The organism is Pedobacter sp. PACM 27299, assembly GCF_001412655.1.
In the GTDB taxonomy this organism is placed as follows: domain Bacteria; phylum Bacteroidota; class Bacteroidia; order Sphingobacteriales; family Sphingobacteriaceae; genus Pedobacter.
The window spans coordinates 120,052-142,505 of the sequence record NZ_CP012996.1 but is presented as its reverse complement, the minus strand read 5'-3'; the positions used below and the strand labels follow the sequence as shown (position 1 = coordinate 142,505).

19 protein-coding genes are annotated in these 22,454 nt (G+C 38.9%); 13 read left to right on the top strand and 6 right to left on the bottom strand.

Annotated elements, in window-relative coordinates:
* Positions 1-15: 15 nt before the first annotated feature.
* Together AQ505_RS00485 and AQ505_RS00480 are read left to right on the top strand one after the other, a co-directional pair.
* Positions 16-954: a hypothetical protein gene (locus AQ505_RS00485; RefSeq protein WP_062546364.1), complete on the top strand. Its 939-nt coding sequence runs from the start codon at positions 16-18 to the stop codon at positions 952-954.
* Positions 955-1,049: 95 nt separating this feature from the next.
* A complete protein-coding gene (locus AQ505_RS00480) occupies positions 1,050-1,241 on the top strand; it encodes a cold-shock protein (RefSeq protein ID WP_008241764.1) in 192 nt (63 codons plus the stop codon).
* 86 nt (positions 1,242-1,327) lie between these two features.
* Here AQ505_RS00480 and AQ505_RS00475 read toward each other — a convergent pair whose 3' ends face one another.
* On the bottom strand, positions 1,328-2,149 hold the full coding sequence (locus AQ505_RS00475; protein ID WP_231634997.1) for a glycerophosphodiester phosphodiesterase: 822 nt from the start codon (positions 2,147-2,149) through the stop codon (positions 1,328-1,330).
* Positions 2,150-2,272: 123 nt separating this feature from the next.
* Between AQ505_RS00475 and AQ505_RS00470 the strand changes: the two genes are divergently transcribed.
* The 6 genes from AQ505_RS00470 to AQ505_RS00450 all read left to right on the top strand — a co-directional run bounded on the left by AQ505_RS00470 (position 2,273) and on the right by AQ505_RS00450 (position 13,003).
* Positions 2,273-5,590: a DUF4175 family protein gene (locus tag AQ505_RS00470; RefSeq protein ID WP_062546363.1), complete on the top strand. Its 3,318-nt coding sequence runs from the start codon at positions 2,273-2,275 to the stop codon at positions 5,588-5,590.
* A 12-nt stretch (positions 5,591-5,602) separates the two neighbouring features.
* Positions 5,603-6,049 carry an rRNA maturation RNase YbeY gene (ybeY, locus tag AQ505_RS00465; protein WP_062546362.1) on the top strand — a complete coding sequence of 149 codons (447 nt, stop codon included), beginning with the start codon at positions 5,603-5,605 and terminating at the stop codon, positions 6,047-6,049.
* A gap of 576 nt (positions 6,050-6,625) precedes the next feature.
* Positions 6,626-8,488 (top strand): ABC-F family ATP-binding cassette domain-containing protein, encoded by a 1,863-nt coding sequence (locus AQ505_RS00460; RefSeq protein WP_062546361.1) that lies wholly within the window; start codon positions 6,626-6,628, stop codon positions 8,486-8,488.
* 881 nt (positions 8,489-9,369) lie between these two features.
* Positions 9,370-11,232 carry a tRNA uridine-5-carboxymethylaminomethyl(34) synthesis enzyme MnmG gene (mnmG, locus tag AQ505_RS00455; protein WP_062546360.1) on the top strand — a complete coding sequence of 621 codons (1,863 nt, stop codon included), beginning with the start codon at positions 9,370-9,372 and terminating at the stop codon, positions 11,230-11,232.
* Positions 11,233-11,375: 143 nt separating this feature from the next.
* Positions 11,376-11,651, top strand: a complete 276-nt coding sequence (locus AQ505_RS27175; protein ID WP_335337986.1) for an Ig-like domain-containing protein — start codon at positions 11,376-11,378, stop codon at positions 11,649-11,651.
* Entirely contained in the window at positions 11,648-13,003 is a 1,356-nt protein-coding gene (locus AQ505_RS00450; RefSeq protein WP_231634996.1) for an Ig-like domain-containing protein, read from the top strand. Before AQ505_RS27175 ends, AQ505_RS00450 begins: the two co-directional genes overlap by 4 nt.
* Before the next feature lie 33 nt (positions 13,004-13,036).
* On the opposite strand, the gene AQ505_RS00445 is transcribed toward AQ505_RS00450, so the two are convergent.
* The gene (locus AQ505_RS00445) at positions 13,037-13,546 is read right to left on the bottom strand and encodes a gamma carbonic anhydrase family protein (RefSeq protein ID WP_062546359.1); all 510 of its coding nucleotides are present in this window, start codon (positions 13,544-13,546) and stop codon (positions 13,037-13,039) included.
* Between the two features lie 3 nt (positions 13,547-13,549).
* The gene (gene nadB / locus AQ505_RS00440) at positions 13,550-15,136 is read right to left on the bottom strand and encodes an L-aspartate oxidase (RefSeq protein ID WP_062546358.1); all 1,587 of its coding nucleotides are present in this window, start codon (positions 15,134-15,136) and stop codon (positions 13,550-13,552) included.
* Positions 15,137-15,536: 400 nt separating this feature from the next.
* Between nadB and nadA the strand changes: the two genes are divergently transcribed.
* Positions 15,537-16,529 (top strand): quinolinate synthase NadA, encoded by a 993-nt coding sequence (nadA, locus tag AQ505_RS00435; RefSeq protein ID WP_062546357.1) that lies wholly within the window; start codon positions 15,537-15,539, stop codon positions 16,527-16,529.
* 91 nt (positions 16,530-16,620) lie between these two features.
* A complete protein-coding gene (gene thiL / locus AQ505_RS00430; RefSeq protein ID WP_062546356.1) occupies positions 16,621-17,661 on the top strand; it encodes a thiamine-phosphate kinase in 1,041 nt (346 codons plus the stop codon).
* On the opposite strand, the gene AQ505_RS00425 is transcribed toward thiL, so the two are convergent.
* Positions 17,656-18,978, bottom strand: coding sequence for a DNA recombination protein RmuC (locus tag AQ505_RS00425; protein ID WP_062550832.1), 1,323 nt, complete (start codon positions 18,976-18,978; stop codon positions 17,656-17,658). The two genes, thiL and AQ505_RS00425, sit on opposite strands and share 6 nt — an antisense overlap.
* A 160-nt stretch (positions 18,979-19,138) precedes the next feature.
* Here AQ505_RS00425 and AQ505_RS00420 point away from each other — a divergent pair, with 160 nt between their 5' ends.
* Positions 19,139-19,834, top strand: coding sequence for a zinc metallopeptidase (locus AQ505_RS00420; RefSeq protein WP_062546355.1), 696 nt, complete (start codon positions 19,139-19,141; stop codon positions 19,832-19,834).
* Positions 19,835-19,849: 15 nt separating this feature from the next.
* Here AQ505_RS00420 and apaG read toward each other — a convergent pair whose 3' ends face one another.
* Complete coding sequence (gene apaG / locus AQ505_RS00415) at positions 19,850-20,236, bottom strand: Co2+/Mg2+ efflux protein ApaG (protein WP_062546354.1); 387 nt, start codon at positions 20,234-20,236, stop codon at positions 19,850-19,852.
* A gap of 34 nt (positions 20,237-20,270) precedes the next feature.
* A complete protein-coding gene (gene dusB, locus AQ505_RS00410; RefSeq protein ID WP_062546353.1) occupies positions 20,271-21,278 on the bottom strand; it encodes a tRNA dihydrouridine synthase DusB in 1,008 nt (335 codons plus the stop codon).
* 53 nt (positions 21,279-21,331) lie between these two features.
* Here dusB and AQ505_RS00405 point away from each other — a divergent pair, with 53 nt between their 5' ends.
* Both AQ505_RS00405 and AQ505_RS00400 read left to right on the top strand, forming a co-directional pair.
* Positions 21,332-22,267 carry a CPBP family intramembrane glutamic endopeptidase gene (locus tag AQ505_RS00405; protein ID WP_062546352.1) on the top strand — a complete coding sequence of 312 codons (936 nt, stop codon included), beginning with the start codon at positions 21,332-21,334 and terminating at the stop codon, positions 22,265-22,267.
* Positions 22,239-22,448, top strand: coding sequence for a putative signal transducing protein (locus tag AQ505_RS00400; RefSeq protein ID WP_062546351.1), 210 nt, complete (start codon positions 22,239-22,241; stop codon positions 22,446-22,448). Before AQ505_RS00405 ends, AQ505_RS00400 begins: the two co-directional genes overlap by 29 nt.
* The last annotated feature ends 6 nt before the right edge of the window (positions 22,449-22,454 follow it).

Below are 22,454 nucleotides of genomic sequence, written 5' to 3'. Positions count from 1 at the left end.
CAATATTTTCCTTGCATGTCCAAAAAGCTCATTTATATCTTATTAGCTGTCATTACTGTTTTGCTGAGCTGTAACGCTGAAACCAATCAAGAAAGAAGAAATCGCGCCAGAGAATTGTCTTTTGACACGATAAAAGGCATAAAATACCATGAGGTAAAGCGCCGTTTCAGTACTGGTTTATCTTTTAATGATATGGGATTCCAACAGGAACCCAGCTGGATCATTCAATTCAAGTCCAATGACTCGATCATGGCTTACAGCCCTCAGAAGCAGAGAATGCAGACATTTTTCTTACAATATGACCATGGAGACGTTTATAATTTTGCTAAAGAATGGTTTAGAATCAAGAAAATCAGCAAAGACAGCATTTTGATGCAGCGTTTACAGGTGGTGAGAAAGGAAATCGCGAAAGACATCCGATCGGATGTAAACATCACTTATTATTCGGAAGATTACATTCAGAAAGTGCTGAAAACTACTGCTGAAAAACTACAAAAGCCAACAAAAGCAGATACGTTATACATTCAAAAATTAGCCGATGCGTCTAACCAGCATCCTTCCGACCTAAAACTTGCTTTCGCTGGCCGTCAGCCGGTCGTATTTCAACCATTAAGTGACATGATCAAGGTAGAAAAATTAAATGTGGTGGACCGGATTAATGGCAAAACCGAGGCTTATGACTACCTGTTTCCGAAATATCGGATTGACATCTCAAGGGCTTATGAAGACTTCGGTTACGAGTTTACAGCAGTGGTGGATGCGAAGGGGAAAATACACCTGGGAACCTTCCGGATTTCGGATCCGGCGAATTATGAGCCAAGGAAAAAAACATTGGAGGCCATCATCAATGTATATCTGCAAAACCTATTAAAAATTACCCCGGGGAGTACCCTTGGAATCCCTCATTCCAGTGAAATAAACATGATTGTTGCCGGAAAAAAGGAGACTAAATAAAAGCTTGAATTCGACGTTTTGAGAAAAATTCCGCCTATGTGTATTATAGAAAATATTACGTATCTTGCACACTTAATTTATTAATAAATAATACAATGCAAGAAGGAACAGTAAAATTTTTTAATGTAACTAAAGGTTTCGGATTCATCATTCCAGCTAACGGAGATAGCGAAATTTTTGTACATTCAACAGGCCTTATCGATGAAATTCGTGAAAACGACAAAGTTGAATACGATGTTGAAAGCGGTAAAAAAGGGTTGAATGCGATTAATGTTAAAGTAATCTAGATTATTAAAAACATAATTGTACAGCATCGCGAGCAATCGCGATGCTTTTTTGTTTTAAAGAGATTTTTTTTGATGAATACTTTGGCCTATTTCCTGGATTTCAGGAGGTCAAACAACAGTTCTGGTTCGTTGGTGGTAATGAATTCGATGTGCTGATCCAGGAGACGGTTCATCTCTGTTTCACTGTTCACCGTCCAGGCATTTAAAGTTAGTCCAATTGCTTTGGCGTTCGTAAACCAATCGTTGTTTTTATAAACCGAGAAATGGTAATCGGCACCATAAAAGCCTGCTTCTTTTAGCTTTTCTAAAGACGCATCTCCGTTGAGGTAGGCTACCTTTGCCCCTGGCTGTAATGAGAGTATTTCCAGACAGATTGGATAACTAAAACTGATGTAGTCTACCCAAGGTGTAGCATGTAGTTTTTTTACCATCGATAATGCTTTACTGGTCATTTGAAGATCTCTTTCTTGACTGATTTTTGAAGGTTTCAATTCCAATATCAGTTTGGTACCTTTTTGTTTCTTTCCTGCTTTTAAATAAGCTTCCAATGTTGGGATACTTTCGCCATTACTCAGTTTCTTTTCCAATAATTCCTTATAAGTATGGCTCGCGATCGTCATTCCAAGGAAATCATCATCATGGTTGACTACCAAAATACTATCTAAAGTCATTTGTACATCAAATTCAGATCCGTGACAGCCTAATTTTATCGCTTCATTTAAGGAAGCAATAGAGTTTTCAGGCAGGCTTTTCTTCTTCCAGGCGCCACGATGCGCAATCACCTGATTCTTATTCCAGGTTTCCGTTTTTTGCAGCACAGGAGTTATTGTTTTTTCCATTTCAGAAGTTTTTATTCCGGTCATTGTAAATAACGTAGCCATCGCAATGGCGTAAATTGAATTGATCATCTTAATATTGGTTTATAAATAGTACAAAAGACGAGATCCCAGCGTTAATTTAGTGTTATGATGTCTTTATTTTATCACAACCAAGATTCATTCCCTATATTTAAGCGTCATTATAGCTAATTCATGAAAAGCAATTACGAGCTTTTAATTTCAAAAGTTAATGAATTTACGCAAAAGTTTTACCTGAACAAACTATTGCGTGGCAGCATTTATGCCGCTACTTTTCTTTTAGCGCTGTTCTTAATGCTGTTCGTACTGGTCTACTTTGCTCAACCAGGAATCCCCATGAAAACGCTTTTGTTTTTCGGCTCCATCACTCTTTCTGTGTTTGCGATAGCTATTTGGGTCATCAAACCGGCCCTTGCCTATTTCAAGCTGAGTAAAAATTTAAGTATTGAGGAGGCCGCAACGCTGATTGGTGACCACTTTTTTAATGTCAAGGACAAACTGTTAAATACGCTCCAGTTAAAGGCCCTTGCAGATCAGAACCCGGAGCACAACCTGCTCATTATGGCAGGCATTGATCAAAAGATCAATGCCCTAAAACCAATTCCTTTTAGTACAGCCATTCGATTAAATGACAATAAAAAGTACTTGCGGTATTCCTTGTTTCCGCTGAGCATCATTTTGTTGATTGCCGTAATAGCCCCTTCCATTTTAAGAGAGGGTACCAGCAGCTTTATTCAATACAACAGAGAAATCTTACCCAAAGCTCCTTTTTCTTTTCAATTGACAAACAATAAACTGATTTGTGCTCAGGGAGACGACCTGACTTTGAACCTTAAACTTACAGGCAATGAACTGCCCCAGGAGGTGTATCTTTCTGATGGTCTGAATACCTATAAGCTAGAAAAAAAGGACAAGACTACTTTTCAATATACCTTTAAAAACCTGCAGAAAAACAAAGAGATTCGCTTTAGTGCAGGTGGTTTTAGTTCCCTTCCCTATGTCATTGAGGTGAAGCCCCGTCCGGCAATTCTATCCATGACCGTCGATCTTCATTACCCAGCTTACCTGGGAAAAAAGGACGAAACCATTGCCAATGCCGGTGATTTACTATTGCCTGATGGCACCAGTGTAACCTGGAAATTAAAAACCGTAAACAGTGACCAGCTGGCTTTTATTTTGCACAATAAGGAGCAGTTGCTGCTTTCCAAAGACAATAATTTCAGCTTTAAAAGCACTTTAAGGAAAAATGGGGAATACCGATTGAGTCCTAAAAACAGCTTTTTTGTGGCCATCAAAGACTCTTTAGTCCATCAGGTTGCGATCATCGCAGATGAATATCCTAACATTACCGTCACAGAATCCCCGGATTCATTGAGCAGTAAAGCACTTTACTTCTCTGGAAATGTTTCAGATGATCACGGTTTTAGCGCCCTGAAATTCAGTTATGTGATCTCAGAAAACGGCAAGGCAAAAAATAAAGTCAGCCAGTCCATTCCCATTAAAAAGACACAATTAGAAAATGCGTTCTTCTTCTTCTGGGACCTAAATAAAGAAGGTATTAAGCCTGGTCAGCAGTTAGAATACTACTTTGAAGTTGCGGACAATGATGGCGTTAACGGTCCAAAAACGACCAAATCTGCGCTAAAAACTTATGAACTCCCTTCCGCACAACAGGTTGCTGAAAAAATCAATCAGGGCAGTTTAGCGGTTAAACAGAAAATGGACGAGGCCATTAAGCTCGCTGCAGCAGTAGAGAAAGAAAGTAAAAAACTCGGTGCTGCCCTGCTGGACAAAAAAGCCTTGAATTTTGACGATAAGAAGCAGATTCAGCAATTGCTGGACAAGCAGAAACAGCTGGAAGAAGCCGTTAAATCACTTCAGGAGCTAAATGAGAAGAATAACTTTGATAAAGAAGAAAATGCAGCGGTAAAAGATGAACTGCTCGAAAAGCAAAAGAAAATCGACGAACTGTTTAAGAACGTGCTGGATGATAAAACAAAAGCTTTATTGGAGAAGCTCCAAAGCATGATGGATCAAAATAATAAGGACCAGACGCAGCAGGAGCTTTCCAAAATGCAACTGGACAATAAATCCTTAAAAAATGAGCTGGACCGCATTTTGGAGCTTTACAAGCAATTGGAATTTGAGCAGGGTATGCAAAATAATATTGACCGCATAAAACAACTTGCGAAGGAGCAGAAAGCCCTTTCTCAGCAGAGTAAAGATCAGAAAAAGACGGCTTCAGAATTGAAACAGCAGCAGGAAGAACAGCGTGCTTCTTTTGAGGACATCCGAAAAGAATTGAAAAGCCTCCAGGAGAAAAATGAGCAGCTGGAACGTCCAAATCCTTTCCAGAACCCTGAAAAGGAAGCCAAAGATATCCAGCAGCAACAAAAAGAGAGTAAAGAAAATCTGGAAAAGAACGACCGCAAGCAAGCGGCTGAAAATCAGCAAAAGGCAGCCGATCAATTGGAACAACTGGCTAAAAAGATGGACGATATGCAGCAGGAATCTGCAGAAATGGAGAACAATCTGAATGTTCAGGAATTGCGCCAATTGCTGGAAAACTTGCTTAAAACTTCTTTTGATCAGGAAAAAGTAATGCTTAACCTGAGAAAACTGAGTAATAATGATCCGCTTTATACGGCCAATGTACAGCAGCAAAGGGTCATAAAAGACAACATGAAGACCATTGCCGATAGTTTGTTTTCATTGAGTAAGCGGGTTCCACAGATTGAAAGTACAGTTAATGAGGAGCTGCAAAAGATTAATTTCAACATGGATAAGAGTCTGGATAACCTGGGCGAAAGAAATACTGCGGCTGCAAATAAGAACCAGCAGTATACGATGACTTCCATCAACAACCTCTCATTAATGCTCAATGAAGCACTGGAGCAACTGCAGAAAATGAAGAAAAACTCTAGTGGCAGCGGTAAAGGAAAACAGAAACAGAGTATGAAACAGCTGCAGCAAATGCAGGAGCAGCTCAACAACAGCATGCAGAAAGCAAAGGATCAACTGCAAAAATCGGGAAATAAAGGCACTGTGCCAAAAGGACAAATGTCTGAGGAGTTTGCTAAAATGGCCCAGCAGCAGCAAATGATCCGGGAAGCTTTGGAAAAGATCAACCGGGAAGAGAATAAAGATGGTAAATCTGGTTTGGGCAATCTAAATCAAATGATCAAAGACATGAAGTCCACAGAAACTGATCTGGTGAATAAGCGCCTGGAGCAGGAAACGCTGAACCGTCAGAAGGAGCTGCTGACTAAACTTCTGCAGGCAAATGATGCGCAAAGAGAGCAGGATCAGGATTCAAAAAGAGAAAGTAAAGCAGGAAAAGAGTTTCCTCCATCCTACCAGCAGATGCTGGAAAAATTCCGGAAAAACCAAAAAAATGAAACAGAATGGATCCAAAAATTGCCGCCAAGCCTGAACTACTATTATAAAAATAAAATTGCGGAGTATTTTAAATTGCTAAATTTGGCGCAATAATTCTATATCCAGATGGCAAAACCAGCAGTTCATTTTTTCACCGAAGACCTTAGTTATACCCTTAAAAAGAAAACCTTGCTTAAGGCCTGGATCAAGGCTATAATTGAAAAAGAAGGTTATTCATTACAGGAATTGAACTTTATCTTATGCTCAGACGAGTATTTACTGCGTATAAACCAGGAATACCTTAACCATGACACATATACTGATGTGATCACTTTTGATAACTCAGAGGAGCTTAAAATAATTGTAGGGGATATATTTATCAGCCTGGAGCGCATTCAGGAAAATGCAAAAACATTTAAGCATACCGTAGCAGATGAACTGTACCGCGTAATGGCTCATGGGACCTTGCATCTTTTGGGCTATAAAGACAAGGGTAAAGCCGCAAAAGCATTGATGACACAAAAAGAAGATGAATCTTTAGCTTTGTTTAAATCAATGGAATCTGCGCTTTAAAGTAGTTCGTGTTGATAGGTTATATCCGTCTGTTCGTCGAAATTAAAGCACAGATGGTCTAATGAACGTCAATTTTTTGAAACGTTTTTCCTGGGACTGCGTCTTATCAATGAAAGATTTTTCGCGAACCTAAAACCAGGGAACCATGAAAACCACCATAAAAAAAATACTGATTGGCGCCACCGCCGTCATCATCCTGACCGGAACAAAGTTTGGCATCAAGTCAGTTGAAAAGAGTGTTTCTTTAACGCATACCATAAAGTAATCTTGCATTTTCAGCGCTATAAACAAGCCTTTTCTAAAGTAGTGTGTCGGTAATTCCTGCGTGCCCCTATCGCTAAACCTGCTGCTTTTCAAGATCTGGCTTGTTCAATTCTGTCATTTTTAAAGATTTCCGTCCTCCCGATGCGCAAAATACTTTTCGCAATCCAGCTGCAATAAAGAATATTTTTAACCCAATTGGCTGATTTTTAATGGAGAAAATCCCTTCATGTTCAATAGGCTCAACTATATACCTAAGAATTATTGCTTACTTTTGCAGTAATTTCATACATAAAATATCGTTAAACACAGACTTTGAGTACACTAATTGCAGCCGAAAACTTAGGCCATGCTTACCATGATGAATGGCTATTTAAAAATTTGACCCTGGGGATTCAACCTGGACAGCGCGTAGCGTTGGTTGGTATAAACGGTGCTGGAAAAAGCACCTTACTGAAATTACTTGCCGAAAGGTTTAATCCTCTGGAAGGTAAAATCGTGAAGAATAAATCTGTTAAAATAGGATTCCTGGATCAGGAGCCTTCTTTTCCAGATGGTCACTCGATTAGCGATTTCATTTTCTCTACAGAAAACAAACAGCAGCAACTGATCAAAGAATATGAGGAACTGATTGAAGATCCAAACCCGGATGAAAAAACATTGAACCGCTTATATGAAGAATTAAGCGAGCACAATGCCTGGGAATACGAGCATGAAATTAAAACGATTTTAAGCCGTATGGGAATCACTCATCTGCAGCAGCAGATCTCTACCCTATCTGGTGGCCAGAAGAAGCGTTTGGCGCTTGCAAAGCTATTGATAGAGGATCCTGAGATCTATGTATTGGATGAGCCTACCAATCACCTGGACATTGATACGATCGAATGGCTGGAGAAACTATTGACTTCCGGTAATAAAACTATATTGTTAGTTACACACGACAGGTACTTTTTGGACAATGTTTGTAACACCATTGTAGAGTTAGACAGAGGAAAAATTTACAATTATAACGGCAATTACGCTTACTTCCTGGAGAAGAAATCTGAGCGTGAGATGGCCGATGAGAGTACATTCCAGAAAAATAAGAACCTGTTGAAAAAGGAACTGGAGTGGATGAGAAGAATGCCTGCTGCCCGTACTACTAAGTCTCAATCCCGTATTGATGCTTTTTATGATCTGGAGAGTAAAACCAAGCAAAGATCTGACAATCAAAATGTTACGCTTAATGTAAAAATGGCACGTCAAGGGAATAAAATCCTGGAACTGGACCATATCGGTCAGTCTTTTAATGGCAACCCAATCATTAATGATTTCAGTTATACTTTTAAACGTGCAGACCGTATTGGCCTTGCAGGTAAAAATGGTACTGGAAAATCTACTTTGTTAAATATCATTACCGGCTACTTAACGCCTGAAAAAGGAAAAGTAAGTACTGGCGAAACTACTGTTTATGGTTATTATAAACAAGGTGGTTTGGCTTTCAATGAGAAAGAAAGAGTAATTGATATCGTAAAATCTGATGCAGAATATATCAAAATGGCCGATGGCCAGACGATCTCTGCTTCACAATTACTGACCTTATTCCTCTTCCCTCCTAAAAAGCAACATGGCATGGTGGAGAAGCTAAGTGGTGGTGAAAAGAAAAGATTACACCTGATGAAGGTGTTGATGCAGAACCCCAATTTCCTGATCTTGGATGAGCCAACTAACGACCTGGATATTGATACGCTGAATGTATTAGAAGAGTTCTTAGAGAACTTCCCAGGGGTACTAATCCTGGTGTCCCACGATAGGTATCTGCTGGATAAGATGAGTGAGCAATTGTTCATTATGGAAGGCAATGGAGAAGTAGGAATTTACAACGGTAACTACTCAGAATATAGAATCAGTTTAGAAACACCAAAAGAAAAGGCACCAGCAAAAGCGAAGGAACAACCTGCTCCGCAAGCAGCAGCAAGTCCGGTTAAAAAACTGTCCTTTAAAGAGCAAAAAGAACTGGATGATTCGGAAGCAAAAATCGCAGAATTGGAAGGGAAGATTCAGGAATTGAGTCATTCTCTCCTGACTATCGATAGCTCAGATTATACCAAAATACAAGAAGTTTCTAAAACAATTGAAAACTTAAATCAGGAATTGGAAACCGTTACTGAACGTTGGTTAACATTATATGAACAATAAATCCTAAGCAATATCCCCGTCTCATTTAAGTTTAGAGACGGGGACAATTGATTACTTTCTCTCCTATCGGCAGGATTTATTCCTGATCGATTTTATCCGGTTTTAGAAGGATATAAAATGTAATTCTTAACCACAAAATGTTCTTTCTCATTTTTATAATAAAAAAAAATGGTGGTTTATCCCCGCTATTGTGACCTGAAATAAATAAAAAAGGGCTTTATTTTCGGTCTAATTTTAGAACATTCAACAAGATCAAATGGTGTTGCTAATAAAAGATGAGTAGGACGCTGGAAATTTGATTTGGGGAAATAGATTTGACAAATGCTTTAATCAGGTAGTTTAGTTTCAAGTTTAGCCTGAGTTGTGCTGCATGCACAGCAATGAAAAATGTAGTTTATCCACTGGATGTCTCTAGAAAAATAACTCCTATCCAGCTCTGAAATATAGAGGACAAAGAAGATTAAAAACCTAATTGTTCCTTTAAAAAATCCTGACTGAACCTCTGAAAGCCTACGATCAACCTCAAAAATGTTCTCTGGAACAAGCTATTTTTGAAGGTTCTAAAAATAACTAAGCGGGCATCATTTGAAGTGATTCTTTAAATTGAGTCCTGCTTTAACACAAACCTTGCTGTCGTTTGAAAATCAAGTGTTTTCTATCGATTCAAACTACAAAACTGCCCTTATTAAGAATACAAATGCTACTTCTTAAATGAGGAAGCACAAAAAAAAGAAAGAATAAAAGGGAGGTGAATTAGCTCCTCTCCACTATTAAATGATTAATTTTAACCTATTGTTTCACGTGAAACATCAGCGCTTAACAGCGGGCATCTTGATGCGTTCCACGTGAAACAATTTTTAAGTGATATAAAAACACAGGTAATGTTTAAAGAATATGATGTTATAGTTGTCGGCGCCGGACATGCAGGTTGTGAAGCCGCCGCCGCTGCTGCCAATCTTGGATCTTCAGTCTTGCTGATCACCATGAATATGGAAACCATTGCACAGATGAGTTGCAACCCAGCCATGGGTGGTGTAGCGAAAGGACAGATCGTAAGAGAAATTGATGCGATGGGTGGATACTCTGGAATCATCAGTGATAAGACCACACTTCAATTTAGAATGCTCAACCTGTCTAAAGGTCCGGCAATGTGGAGTCCGAGGGCACAGAACGACAGAAAAAGATTTGCTGAGGAATGGCGACTGGCATTAGAGCGTACACCTAATGTAGATTTCTGGCAAGACATGGTGAGCAGCCTTGTGATTAAAAACAATACTGTAGTTGGTGTCAAAACCTCTTTAGGAATTGAGATCAAAGGGAAGTCTGTAGTGCTGACGAATGGGACCTTCCTAAATGGATTAATTCATATTGGTGAAAAGAAATTTGGTGGAGGTAGAACAGCCGAAAGAGCAGCAACTGGTTTAACCGAGCAATTGGTAGAACTGGGTTTTGAAGCGGGCAGAATGAAGACGGGTACCCCACCCCGCGTAGATGGAAGATCTTTAAATTACTCGGTAATGGAAGAGCAATGGGGAGATGAAAATCCTGGCCGCTTTTCTTATACCAATGTGGAGCGCCCAACTGAACAACGCTGCTGCTGGATCACATACACGAATGCTGAGGTACATGAAACACTGAAAGAAGGATTTGAAAAATCTCCGATGTTCACGGGTCGAATTAAAGGATTAGGCCCGAGGTATTGTCCTTCTATTGAAGATAAGATCAATCGCTTTGCTGAAAGAGAGAGACACCAGATTTTTGTAGAGCCAGAAGGATTACATACCTGCGAAATCTACGTCAATGGCTTCTCTACTTCTCTACCAGAAGATGTACAATATAGAGCGCTGACTAAAATTCCAGGCTTTGAAAACGCTAAAATGTTCCGTCCTGGATATGCAATAGAATATGACTTCTTCCCGCCTACACAATTGTCTTTAACCTTAGAAACAAAAATGATCAGCAATTTATATTTCGCTGGTCAGATCAATGGAACTACAGGTTATGAAGAAGCCGCAAGTCAGGGATTTATTGCGGGCATCAATGCACATCAAAAAGTAAATGATTTACATGAGCTGATCATGAAGCGTTCTGAATCTTATATTGGAGTACTGATAGACGACCTGGTGACTAAAGGAACCGAAGAGCCTTACCGTATGTTTACTTCCAGAGCTGAACACAGGTTATTGCTTCGCCAAGACAATGCAGACATCCGTCTCTCTCCTATCGGCCATCAGCTAGGCTTGATTAGTGACGAACGTTTGGACCTAGTAAAACAAAAAGTAGCCAACTCCGATGCCATCGTTGCCTTTGCAAAAAAACAAAGCATCGACATGATAGAGGCCAACGTAAAATTAGAAGAGTTAGGAACCAGTACCCTGAATCAAAATGTTAAAATCATCAGCTTGCTGGGCAGACCGCAAGTGGGTATTGAAGACGTTAGAGAAATGAGTGCTCCATTTAAAGAGTACCTAAGTTCATTTGATAAAGAAACTATAGAGCAGGCTGAAATCAAAATTAAGTACGAAAGTTATTTTGAGAAAGAACAGGAGATTGTGAACAAAATGCAGAAGATGGAAGACAAAGACATCAATCCTGATTTTGATTATTCTCAATTAGGATCACTTTCTAAGGAGGCCAGAGAGAAATTATTGAAGATCAAACCCCGCACTTTGGGTCAGGCTTCTAGAATTTCGGGGGTTTCTCCTTCAGATATCTCCGTTCTGATGGTACACATGAGTAAATAATTTATAAATACCTGATATAGAGTCAGTTAATTAGAAATTTATTGTCCCGTTAACTGACTCATTTAAATGAGTTTTAAGAGCCTTTTAAAATTATTTAATGTTATCTATTAAAAAGAGTAATAAACTTAACACAACGCATATAAATGGCCAAAATTAGCATTGTACCGAACTTCAGGCTTTTTGCATCCCTCCTATTGTTAATTTCTCTAATATATGGTTGTGCAAGCATCCAGCAGCCACAGGGTGGTCCTCGGGATACAGAGCCTCCGAAGGTGTTGAGCATGGAACCAAAAAACTTCACGACAAATTTTAAGGCTAAAAAAATCACTCTGGAATTTGACGAGTATTTCAAACTTCAGAATGAATCGAAAGAGTTTTCGATTTCGCCGGAACTCAAAGTTCCCCCCTACTCAAGGTGAAGAAAAAGTTTTTAGATATTTCGTTCCCAGACACGCTGGAAAAAAATACTACCTATACATTGAACTTCGGGAAGCTGATTGCGGATATCAACGAAAACAACGTCTTAAAGAATTTCTCCTATGTATTTTCAACAGGTCCGAAGCTCGATTCTTTGAGCATCAAAGGCAAGGTCACCAATTCCATCACCGGCGAACCGGAAATTGAGGCGGTCGCATTTATTCTTCCTTTGGAAAGAGACACCATTTTCGGAAAAGGCCGACCAGCAATTTATTCACTAACGGATAGCTCGGGTCATTACAGTCTGAACAATTTAAGAGAAGGTACTTATAAAATTTACGCCTTAAAGGAAAAAGGCGGAGATAAAATCTATCAGCAGAGCACAGACGAAATTGGTTTTATTAAAGAACCCATTGTCTTAAAAAAGAACCTAGATTCTGTAAATATTCAAGTCTTCAAAGAAGACGCGTCGGTATTCCGGATATTGGATAAACGGATCAATGCGGATGGGAGTATCAGTTTTGCATTCAACCAGAAATTGCTAAAACCAGAAATCGTAGTCACCGATCCTCCTGCTTTGGATGCCTCAAAATATACCAAGTTTAGTAAAAATAATGACTCCCTAAAAATTTGGCTGACCGATTTAAGTTTCGATTCTGCAAAAGTAAATATCAACGATAACGGGAAATTACAGCAAACCGTTATATTGAACCGTGGGAAAAAGGAAACCTATACCAGAGTCTTGACCGCAACGGATAACCTGGAGGATCGTACCCTAAATCCGAATAGACCATTCAAAATGACCTTCAATTTTCCAATTTTAAGCACGGATGCCAATAAGATAGAACTGCTGGAAGATTCCGTAAAACGAACCAACTTTACCCTCGAAAAAGACAGCACCGACTTTTTATCTTACTATATTAAATATCCATGGCGAGTTAAAAAATCGTATGAACTCAAGTTTGAAGCGGGTGCATTTACAGCCATCTTTAACACAAAAAATAAAGAGTTTAAGAAAGATTTCAAATTGGGAAGTAAAGATGATTATGGTACTTTAGTCTTAAAACTTATCGTTCCGGAAAAAGACAAAAGTTATATCGTAGAGGTAATTGATGCGAATAAACATGCGGTCAATAGTATGGTCATTACAAAGGATACCACCGTTACTTTTAATAACTATAAAGCAGGGAAGTACTATACCAGGATTACCTACGACAATAATAAAAACAAGAAGTGGGATACTGGCAATGTTACCTTGGGTACGCAGCCTGAAAAGATTTGGAACGAACCCAAAGAACTCTCCATCCGAGCCCTTTGGGAAAGAAATGAAACCATTACGATTCCAAAAGAATAAGAAAAGATCGATCTGTTTTAGCAGATCGGTTCTTTATTTAAACCAGTCCGCATACATAATGTAGTTGTCTGGCAATTTATTCAGTAAAGCCCGTTGCTCTTCAGTAATGGGCTTTATTTTTTTTGCGGGTGTACCGGCATAGATATACCCGGATTCGCAATGCGTATTTTCTAATACAACGGCTCCTGCTGCAATAATACAGTAATCTTCTACTATCGCATTGTCCATCACAATGGCGCCCATACCGATCAGGATATGGTCTTTCAAAATACAGCCATGAACTATCGCATTGTGTCCAATGGAAACTCTATTTCCAATCACTGTTGCTGCTTTCAAATAGGTGGCATGGATTACTGCGCCATCCTGAATATTACTATCGTGACCAATAGTTATGCTATTTACGTCCCCACGGATCACTGCATTAAACCAGACAGAACAGTTACTACCCATGGTTACGTCGCCAACAATCGTCGCATTTGGTGCAATAAAACAATTTTCTGCCCATTTCGGGTGCTTATCTTTCACTGGTAATATCACTGCCATTTTCTAAAAAATTGTATCGGTTAATTGTGCTGAATGCACTGGATAATCAGTCGTATAATGTAGTCCTCTGCTCTCTTTTCTGGCTTTTGCAGACTTAATAATCGTGAAGGCAACCTGGATTACATTGCGCAATTCGCAGAGTTTTACAGACACTTTATTGGCTTTATAGAAGGCTTCTGTTTCTTCATGGAGCAAAAACAACCGCCTCATTGCCCGGTCTAATCTAAAATCAGAGCGTACAATTCCAACGTAATCGCTCATTAATTTCTGTGTTTCCCGTAAATTATGGGTGACTAAAATATCTTCGTCGGATTGCTTTACCCCATGGTCATTCCACTCAGGGATGTGGTCAGGGATCACCGTATTTTTGAAAGTAGCTATAGCATCTTCATAGATGCGGTGCGCAAACACAGGAGCTTCCAGTAAGGAATTTGAGGCTAAACGATTGGCGCCATGTAAACCTGTAGACGAACATTCGCCGCAGGCATATAAATTTTTTATAGAAGAACGACCATATTCATCTACCATAATTCCGCCGCACATATAGTGAGCTGCAGGCGTAACCGGTATCAAATCTTTTGTCATGTCTATACCTATAGATAGACACTTTGCATAAATGTTCGGGAAATGAGCTAAAATCTCGCTTTTTTTGCGATTGGTGATGTCAAGGTAGACAAAGTCTTCTCCAGATTTTTTCATTTCAGAATCTATTGCACGAGCTACAATATCCCTGGAAGCCAAAGATCCTCGCGGATCATATTCATACATAAACTCTTCTCCATTTTTTCTTCTGAGCACCCCGCCATAGCCACGAACTGCTTCAGAAATCAGAAAAGCAGGATATTCTCCTGGATGATATAAAGCGGTTGGATGAAACTGAATAAATTCCATATTCCTTACTTTTCCTTTTGCGCGATATACCATAGCCATTCCATCGCCTGTAGCGATTACGGGATTTGTAGTACTGCTATACACATGCCCAGCTCCACCTGAAGCCATGATAGTCACACTCGCCAATATCTTTTCCACATCGTTACGCTCTGTGTTAAAGGCATATATACCATAACAGTGGATATCTTCTGAACTCTTATCCACATGCACACCCAAATGATGCTGAGTAATTAACTCCAAACAGAAGTAATGTGTTAATATCTCTATGTTTTTGTTCTGATGAATCTGTTTTAATAAAACGCTTTCAATTTCGTATCCGGTGACGTCTTTATAGTGTAAAACACGATTTTCTGAGTGTCCTCCCTCCTTCGCCAAATCATAAACTCCAGTCTGATTTTTATCAAAATTGATCCCATAATCTATAATTTCCTGGATTCTTTGAGGTCCTTCTTTGACTACAATTTCCACTATCTCTCTGTCACACAGTCCATCTCCAGCAATTAATGTATCTTCAATATGTTTTTCAAACGAATCATCTTTATCCACAACAACTGCTACTCCACCCTGCGCATATTTTGTATTCGACTCATCTTCGTTTGATTTTGTAACAATTAAAACTTTACCATGCTGAGCTGCTTTTAATGCAAAGCTTAAACCCGCTATACCCGACCCTATTACTAAAAAATCTACTTTTCTCATTGAAATTAAGCTACTTCCCTTACTTTGTTAACAACGTTGATATAATTGTTAATTTCTTGTCTAAACATATAGAACAAATAAATTTGAATGTTTAAAGCTAAGCTAAAAAGGGAATTTGCCACAATATTTTCAGTTATTTTTGAGCAACTTTGCAGAGGTTATCCACTTTTTACACACAAACTAACAATACACATATTACTATGGATAAGTTTTGAGGGAGAAAAATAAAATACTGTAAATCAGCGGAATTTTGGTTTAAAAATTCAACTTATTTGTGGATAACTTATGAATAACTCAAATAATCGCTTAAAAAAAAATAATTTACAAACGTTATTAACACACTAATAAACAATAGAAGTCTATCTATATTAAATAATTATAATTTATTGAACTGTTGAAAATGGATACATTTGAGGAATTAAATAGAAAAGGTTTTGTCGAAGAAAAGATTGATCCTACACTTGATCTTTTCGTGGAAATCGAAAAACTAAAAAAAGAGAAAAATGCGATAGTGCTGGCGCACTATTATCAAGAACCTGATATTCAGGATATTGCCGACTACATTGGGGACAGTTTAGGACTATCACAAGAAGCGGCAAGAACTGATGCTGAGGTGATTGTGTTTGCAGGAGTTCATTTTATGGCAGAAACTGCCAAGATTCTTTCGCCTGAGAAAACGGTTTTGCTGCCAGATTTGAAAGCAGGATGCTCGCTGGCTGATAGCTGTCCGCCGCACTTGTTTAAAAAATTCAAAGAGAAACACCCTGATCATGTGGTGATTACCTATGTGAATTGTACGGCTGAATTGAAGGCAATGAGCGATATTGTTTGTACCTCTACAAATGCGGTACAAATTGTCGAGAGTCTTCCGAAGGACACGAAGATCATTTTTGGCCCGGACAAAAACTTAGGCGCCTGGGTGGCTAAGAAAACAGGCAGAAATTTAGTGCTCTGGAATGGTGCGTGTATGGTCCACGAGATTTTTTCAAGAGAAAAAATCACCAGATTGAAATCTCGTCACCCCAATGCGAAGTTTATTGCACATCCGGAGTGTGAAGAAGCCGTTTTGGAACTGGCAGATTACATTGGATCGACTACGGGATTATTGAATTACAGTACAAAAAGTGAGGCTCAGGAATTTATTGTAGCAACGGAAAGCGGAATTATCCACCAGATGGAGAAGGCAAATCCAACAAAAACATTTATTCCGGCACCACCAAATAATAACTGTGCTTGTAATGATTGTCCTTATATGAAAAGAAATACTTTGGAAAAACTCTATTTATGTTTAAAAAATGGAAGTCCTGAAGTAACCGTTCCTGCTGATATTATTGTGCAAGCACGTAAACCAATTGAAAGAATGCTGGAGATATCCGCAGCTTTGGGTTTATAATTTAAAAATACGCGATTCTCCTGCAGATTAATGATAATTATAAGGAAAATAAGTAAATAGTGAAAGTTAAAATTCAATAGATATAAAATATATGTTTGAGAATAAAGAGCGCACCGACATCGGAGAACTTGGAGAATTTGGTCTGATAAAACACCTGACTGAGAACTTTAAGATCAGGCATGAAAGCAGTATTAAGGGAGTTGGGGACGATGCAGCAGTATTGAGTTTTCCAGATAAAGAGATGTTGATTTCAACAGATTTACTGTTGGAAGGCATCCATTTTGACCTGGCTTATGTACCCTTAATGCACTTAGGTTTTAAAGCTGTTCAAGTGAATTTGAGTGACATTTATGCCATGAACGGTATTGCGACTCAGATTACAGTTTCAATTGGAATTTCCAGTAAATTTCCTTTGGAAGCGGTAGAAGAAATTTATAAAGGCATTGAATTGGCCTGTAATAAATTCAACATTGACTTGATTGGCGGGGATACTTCTTCGAGCAAACAAGGATTGGTGATCAGCGTAACCAGTATTGGTTATGCAGAAAAGAAAGATATTGTGTACAGAAGTGGTGCAGAGGAAGGCGATCTTCTATGTGTTTCCGGAGATTTAGGAGGTGCTTATGTGGGCTTGCAAATCCTGGAAAGAGAGAAACAAATATTTTTGGAAAACCCTAATATTCAGCCAGATCTGGAAGGGAAAGACTATATTATTGAACGTCAGCTGAAGCCGGAAGGAAGAAGAGACATTGTTGATTTATTGGCGCAAATGGAAATTATTCCTACCTCGATGATAGACGTTTCTGATGGCCTGGCTTCAGAGATCATGCACATCTGCCAGCAGTCGGAAAAAGGCTGTACTTTATACGAAGAAAAGATTCCAATTGACCCGATGACCTATGAAACGGCAAGAGAATTGGGCTTAGATCCAACGGTTTGCGCGTTAAATGGCGGGGAAGATTACGAATTGTTATTTACCATTAAACAAGACGATTACACGAAGTTAAAAAATGATGTAGACATCAGCATTATCGGTCACATCACGGATAAAAACTCTGGTTGTAAAATGATTTCCAAGTCCAATGTGGTTCATGAATTGAAAGCACAGGGATGGAACGCATTTAAATTATAAGCTGTCCTCCTCAGCAACTAAAGGATCTAAAAATTTGGTGTCAATTTGCTTTGTTGCTTTGGCACCTAATTTTTTGATTTTTTCTGAAGTACTGGATAGGTTTCCCGTTCCGGTAGACAACTTATTTAAGGCTTTATCATAGGCATCCTGACTTTGTCGGATGTTCCTTCCAATACTCTCCATATCTGTTAAAAATCCTACAAATTTATCGTACATACTGCCGCTCAATCTGGCAATTTCCAGTACATTTCTATTCTGTCTTTCTTGTTTCCAGATGCTGGCGATGGTACGTAAAGTTGCCAGTAAAGTAGAAGGACTCACGAGGACTACTTTTCTATCCCAGGCATAGTTAAATAATTCTGCATCTTGCTGAACTGCAATGCCAAAAGACGATTCTATAGGAATAAACAGGAGTACAAAATCGGGAGAGTTGATCTGGTACAGTTCCTGGTAATTTTTGCCTGATAATCCTTGAATATGGTTTTTTATAGAGAGTAAATGCTGTTTTAAATAAGTTTCTTTTTCCAGATCAGTGTCAGCGGTAACCAGTCGTTCGTAAGCCACCAGGGAGACCTTAGAATCGACTACTACATGTTTATCATCTGGAAGGTCAATGATCACATCAGGCTGCATCCTGCTCCCTTCTGCTGCGCTTAAACTGGCCTGTATCCTATACTCTCTGTCTTTGATTAAACCGGAACGCTCTAATACCCTTTCGAGAATCACCTCTCCCCAGTTTCCTTGTTTTTTAGCATCTCCTTTGAGTGCTTTCGTTAGGTTGTTGGCATCCTCCTGAATTTGCTTACTCTGGTCCATGAGTTGCGAAATAACTCCTTTAAGGATGTTTCTTTCATCTGATTCTGATTTATACACCTTATCTACCTTCTCTTCAAAAGCTTTGATATTCTCTTTAAAAGGATTCAGAATGAGGTCAAGATTGGTTCTGTTTTGCTCGGTAAATTTGGCTGTTTTTTCCTCCAGCACTTTATTGGCAATATTTTCAAACTCTAGTTTAAAACGCTGCTGTAATTCGGCGATATATTTTTCTTGTTCCGCTTGTTTGTCTCTTTGTGCAACGAGTGTTTCCTCGGATTTAATTACTTTACTGCGCTCTAAAAGGAAATTACTCCGCAGGTCGTTCAGCTCATCTTCCAACCTCAATTTTTCCTCTTTTAACCAGTTTAATGATTTTTGATGCTCTTCTTCTTTTAGAGCTAGCAATGCAATGTGTTGATTTCCGCTGGCTGGTTTTTTTAGAAACAATACTATAATTGCTACTAATATTATGATCAATAATACGACGATTGCTATTTCCATACTAATATTTTTATCAAAAATGAAAAAATTAAAACGTTCCTGCAAGTGATCATCGTAAATAAACGGTTATTCATTTTACACTTTTTAAGATTATTTATTAATGATCAGGATTTAGGCTCGTTTTTTGATTTGAAATAATTGAAAAACATACATTACGAAAATGGGAACTTATTTATTTTTAATTATCCCGATCTTATTGATTAGCATGTATGTACAATGGAAATTTAGAAGTAAATTTTCAAAGTACACGGAGATGCGTTTAAGCTCGGGGTTTTCGGGAAAAGAGGTGGCGGAAAAGATGCTTCACGACTACGGAATATACGATGTGAGGGTAATGAATGCGGATGGACAATTAACGGATCATTACAATCCTGCAGATAAAACAGTGAATTTGAGTACGGATGTATACCATGGCAGAAGCGTGGCTGCTGCAGCGGTTGCAGCTCATGAATGCGGCCATGCAGTACAGCATGCCAAATCTTACCATTGGTTGCAACTGAGGACAAGTATGGTGCCTTTAGTGAGCATATCTTCTACCTTATTGCAATGGGTATTGATCTTGGGGGTATTGTTAATTGGCTTTACAGGAAATCCTTTTGTATTGAGTATTGGGGTAATCGGTTTAGCTTTATTGACAATCTTTAGCATCATTACCTTGCCTGTAGAATTTGATGCGAGTCATAGAGCATTGATCTGGCTGAAAAATAACAATGGGGTAATGAATACGCCGGAAGAAAATAAACAGGCCAAAGATGCGCTTTGGTGGGCAGCATTGACCTATGTAGTCGCCGCACTTGGCGCATTAGCCAATTTAATCTATTATGCTTCCATGTTATTCGGACGCAATAAATATTAATATTTATCGTCCTGGTTAATTCAGGCGATAAGGCACAATCAGGTTAAATTCTGGAATATCTACGGTGAAATCAGTTTGATCAACGAGGCGGTGCATGAGGTAATTTCCTTTCATCGAGCCCATATCCGTATTTAAATGGCTCCCAGAAACGTATGTATAACTCGTACCAGGTTCAATTACGGGTTGAAGACCAACCACACCTTCACCTTCTACTTCACGCTCTGTTCCATTAGAATCAAAAATAAACCACTGTCTCCTCATCAATTGAACGGCATAATCAGATAAATTTTCAATAGTAATTTGATAAGCAAACATAAAATGTTCATTTCCAGGATTAGAATATTCATCCTGGTACATGGTTTCTACTGATATTTTAACGCCCTGAGTGATTGCTGTAACCATTTTAATTAATTAATTAGAGAGTGTTTTTCAAAAATCACGCCATTTCTCCGACAGGGGAAATGTTATGGTATTTATCTGCCACTTCGTCTAAAATGCTATGAATAATTTCTATATTTTCTTCTTTGACCAATAACATTCTGTAAGGTTTGAAGTCTGGTAAACCTTTAAAATAATTGGCATAATGGCGTCTCATTTCAAATACACCTACTCTTGGACCTTTCCAGTCGATAGATTTTTCAAAATGTGTTCGGCATACATTGACACGTTCTTCAACGGTTGGTCCTGCAAGAATTTCCCCAGTTTTGAAAAAATGTCTGATTTCTCTGAAAATCCATGGATATCCGATGGCTGCTCTGCCGATCATGATGCCATCCACTTCATATTCCAATCGCCAGTCTGCTGCTTTTTGAATGCTGTCTACATCACCATTTCCAAAAATAGGAATCTTTATCCTTGGATTTCTTTTGATTTCACGGATTAAAGTCCAGTCGGCAGCACCTTTGTACAATTGTGCACGTGTTCTGCCATGTATAGTTAAAGCTTGAATACCAATATCTTGTAAACGTTCGGCAACTTCTTCCACATTTTTGGTCGTATCATCCCATCCCAAACGGGTTTTAACAGTAACCGGCAAATGCGTTGCTTTAACTACGGCCTCCGTCATTTTTACCATTTTGTCAATATCTTGTAATAAAGCGGATCCGGCTCCGCGACAGGCTACATTTTTGACCGGACAGCCATAATTAATGTCCATCAGGTCTGGTCCTGCGAGTGTTGCAATCTCTGTTGCTTCGCGCATGTGGTCAATTTCGCTTCCAAAAATCTGGATGCCGATCGGACGTTCATATTCGAAAATATCCAGTTTTGCCCTGCTCTTTGCGGCGTCTCTAATGAGGCCCTCAGAAGAGATAAACTCCGTGTACATCATATCCACGCCGCTTTGTTTACATACAAAACGGAATGGAGGGTCACTTACATCTTCCATTGGTGCAAGCAAAAGTGGGAACTCTCCCAGATCTATATTTCCTATCTTTACAGACATTTCTCTATCTTCAAACCTTAAATCAAAGGACAAAGGTACAAATATTACAAATAATGAATTTTATTGATCAGGAAAGACTTGAAAAAAGTCCTTATGTACAATTACTTACCCTGGGTTTATACGCCATTGCAGGGATTATACTGGCAAGTCTAGCCTCAGTTTTGAGCTTGTACTTTTGGTATGGAGAAATGTTCAATGCTGATTGGCTGAATCCTGGTCATCCTAAAAATTTGGTCACCATGAGGATATTTATAGGGATGCAGCAAATCGGACTTTTTCTATTGCCAGCTCTCGTGCTGGCCTGGGGAGAAAAGCAGCGCGTTCCTGAGTTCTATGGTTTCAAGAAAGTAAAGGTAGAATTACTGCTTTTAGTGATCCTGATGATGGTATTTTCTATGCCGATATTGGAATGGGTCACCATGGTGAACATGAAAATGGTACTGCCTGGGTTTTTGAAACCAGTGGAAGAATGGATGAGGGCTCAGGAGGATAAGAACACGGAAACCATGGTAAATCTTTTAAAGATTAACGATATTGGGGATTATTTAATCAGTATTTTGTTGATTGCTATTTTGCCTGCCATTGCCGAGGAAATGATCTTTAGAGGCGCTATTCAGCGATCTCTGGGTAGAATGTTTCAAAACCCGCATTTTGTAATCTGGTTCACTGCCTTCATTTTTAGTGCGATCCACATCCAGTTTTATGGGTTTTTACCGCGTTTACTTCTTGGGGCAGCCTTTGGTTACATTTACTTCTGGACGCAGAGCTTGTGGTACTCTATGTTCGCCCATTTTGTAAATAACGCTTATGCCGTAACCGGAGCATGGTATATGCAAAAAAACAATATACCTTTGTCGGAAGCGAATAAAACCACCAATTTTCAATGGTATGGGGTGCTGATCAGTGTGATTTTAACATTCCTGGTATTCAAATATTTTAAAAATAAATCATTAAAAGCAGATGGAAAACAATTGGACAAAAGTATTTAGTACCGAAGATCCTTTTACCGCAGAAATCTTAAAACAAGGACTATCGGAAAATGATATTCCTGCAGTGGTGATGAATCAGCAAGACTCTTCTTATAAAGTTTTCGGAACGATTCACATCCTGGTACACCCGGATAATGTAGAAAAAGCAAACGCTTATATCAAAGATAACGAGATCGCATAAATTACC

Excerpts from the sequence above, each read along its gene's own strand:
- AQ505_RS00485 (WP_062546364.1), top strand. The coding sequence starts at position 16 with ATGTCCAAAAAGCTCATTTATATCTTATTAGCTGTCATTACTGTTTTG.
- AQ505_RS00480 (WP_008241764.1), top strand. The coding sequence starts at position 1,050 with ATGCAAGAAGGAACAGTAAAATTTTTTAATGTAACTAAAGGTTTCGGA.
- AQ505_RS00475 (WP_231634997.1), bottom strand. The coding sequence starts at position 2,149 with ATGATCAATTCAATTTACGCCATTGCGATGGCTACGTTATTTACAATG.
- AQ505_RS00470 (WP_062546363.1), top strand. The coding sequence starts at position 2,273 with ATGAAAAGCAATTACGAGCTTTTAATTTCAAAAGTTAATGAATTTACG.
- ybeY (WP_062546362.1), top strand. The coding sequence starts at position 5,603 with ATGGCAAAACCAGCAGTTCATTTTTTCACCGAAGACCTTAGTTATACC.
- mnmG (WP_062546360.1), top strand. The coding sequence starts at position 9,370 with ATGTTTAAAGAATATGATGTTATAGTTGTCGGCGCCGGACATGCAGGT.
- AQ505_RS27175 (WP_335337986.1), top strand. The coding sequence starts at position 11,376 with ATGGCCAAAATTAGCATTGTACCGAACTTCAGGCTTTTTGCATCCCTC.
- AQ505_RS00445 (WP_062546359.1), bottom strand. The coding sequence starts at position 13,546 with ATGGCAGTGATATTACCAGTGAAAGATAAGCACCCGAAATGGGCAGAA.
- nadB (WP_062546358.1), bottom strand. The coding sequence starts at position 15,136 with ATGAGAAAAGTAGATTTTTTAGTAATAGGGTCGGGTATAGCGGGTTTA.
- nadA (WP_062546357.1), top strand. The coding sequence starts at position 15,537 with ATGGATACATTTGAGGAATTAAATAGAAAAGGTTTTGTCGAAGAAAAG.
- thiL (WP_062546356.1), top strand. The coding sequence starts at position 16,621 with ATGTTTGAGAATAAAGAGCGCACCGACATCGGAGAACTTGGAGAATTT.
- AQ505_RS00425 (WP_062550832.1), bottom strand. The coding sequence starts at position 18,978 with ATGGAAATAGCAATCGTCGTATTATTGATCATAATATTAGTAGCAATT.
- AQ505_RS00420 (WP_062546355.1), top strand. The coding sequence starts at position 19,139 with ATGGGAACTTATTTATTTTTAATTATCCCGATCTTATTGATTAGCATG.
- apaG (WP_062546354.1), bottom strand. The coding sequence starts at position 20,236 with ATGGTTACAGCAATCACTCAGGGCGTTAAAATATCAGTAGAAACCATG.
- dusB (WP_062546353.1), bottom strand. The coding sequence starts at position 21,278 with ATGTCTGTAAAGATAGGAAATATAGATCTGGGAGAGTTCCCACTTTTG.
- AQ505_RS00405 (WP_062546352.1), top strand. The coding sequence starts at position 21,332 with ATGAATTTTATTGATCAGGAAAGACTTGAAAAAAGTCCTTATGTACAA.
- AQ505_RS00400 (WP_062546351.1), top strand. The coding sequence starts at position 22,239 with ATGGAAAACAATTGGACAAAAGTATTTAGTACCGAAGATCCTTTTACC.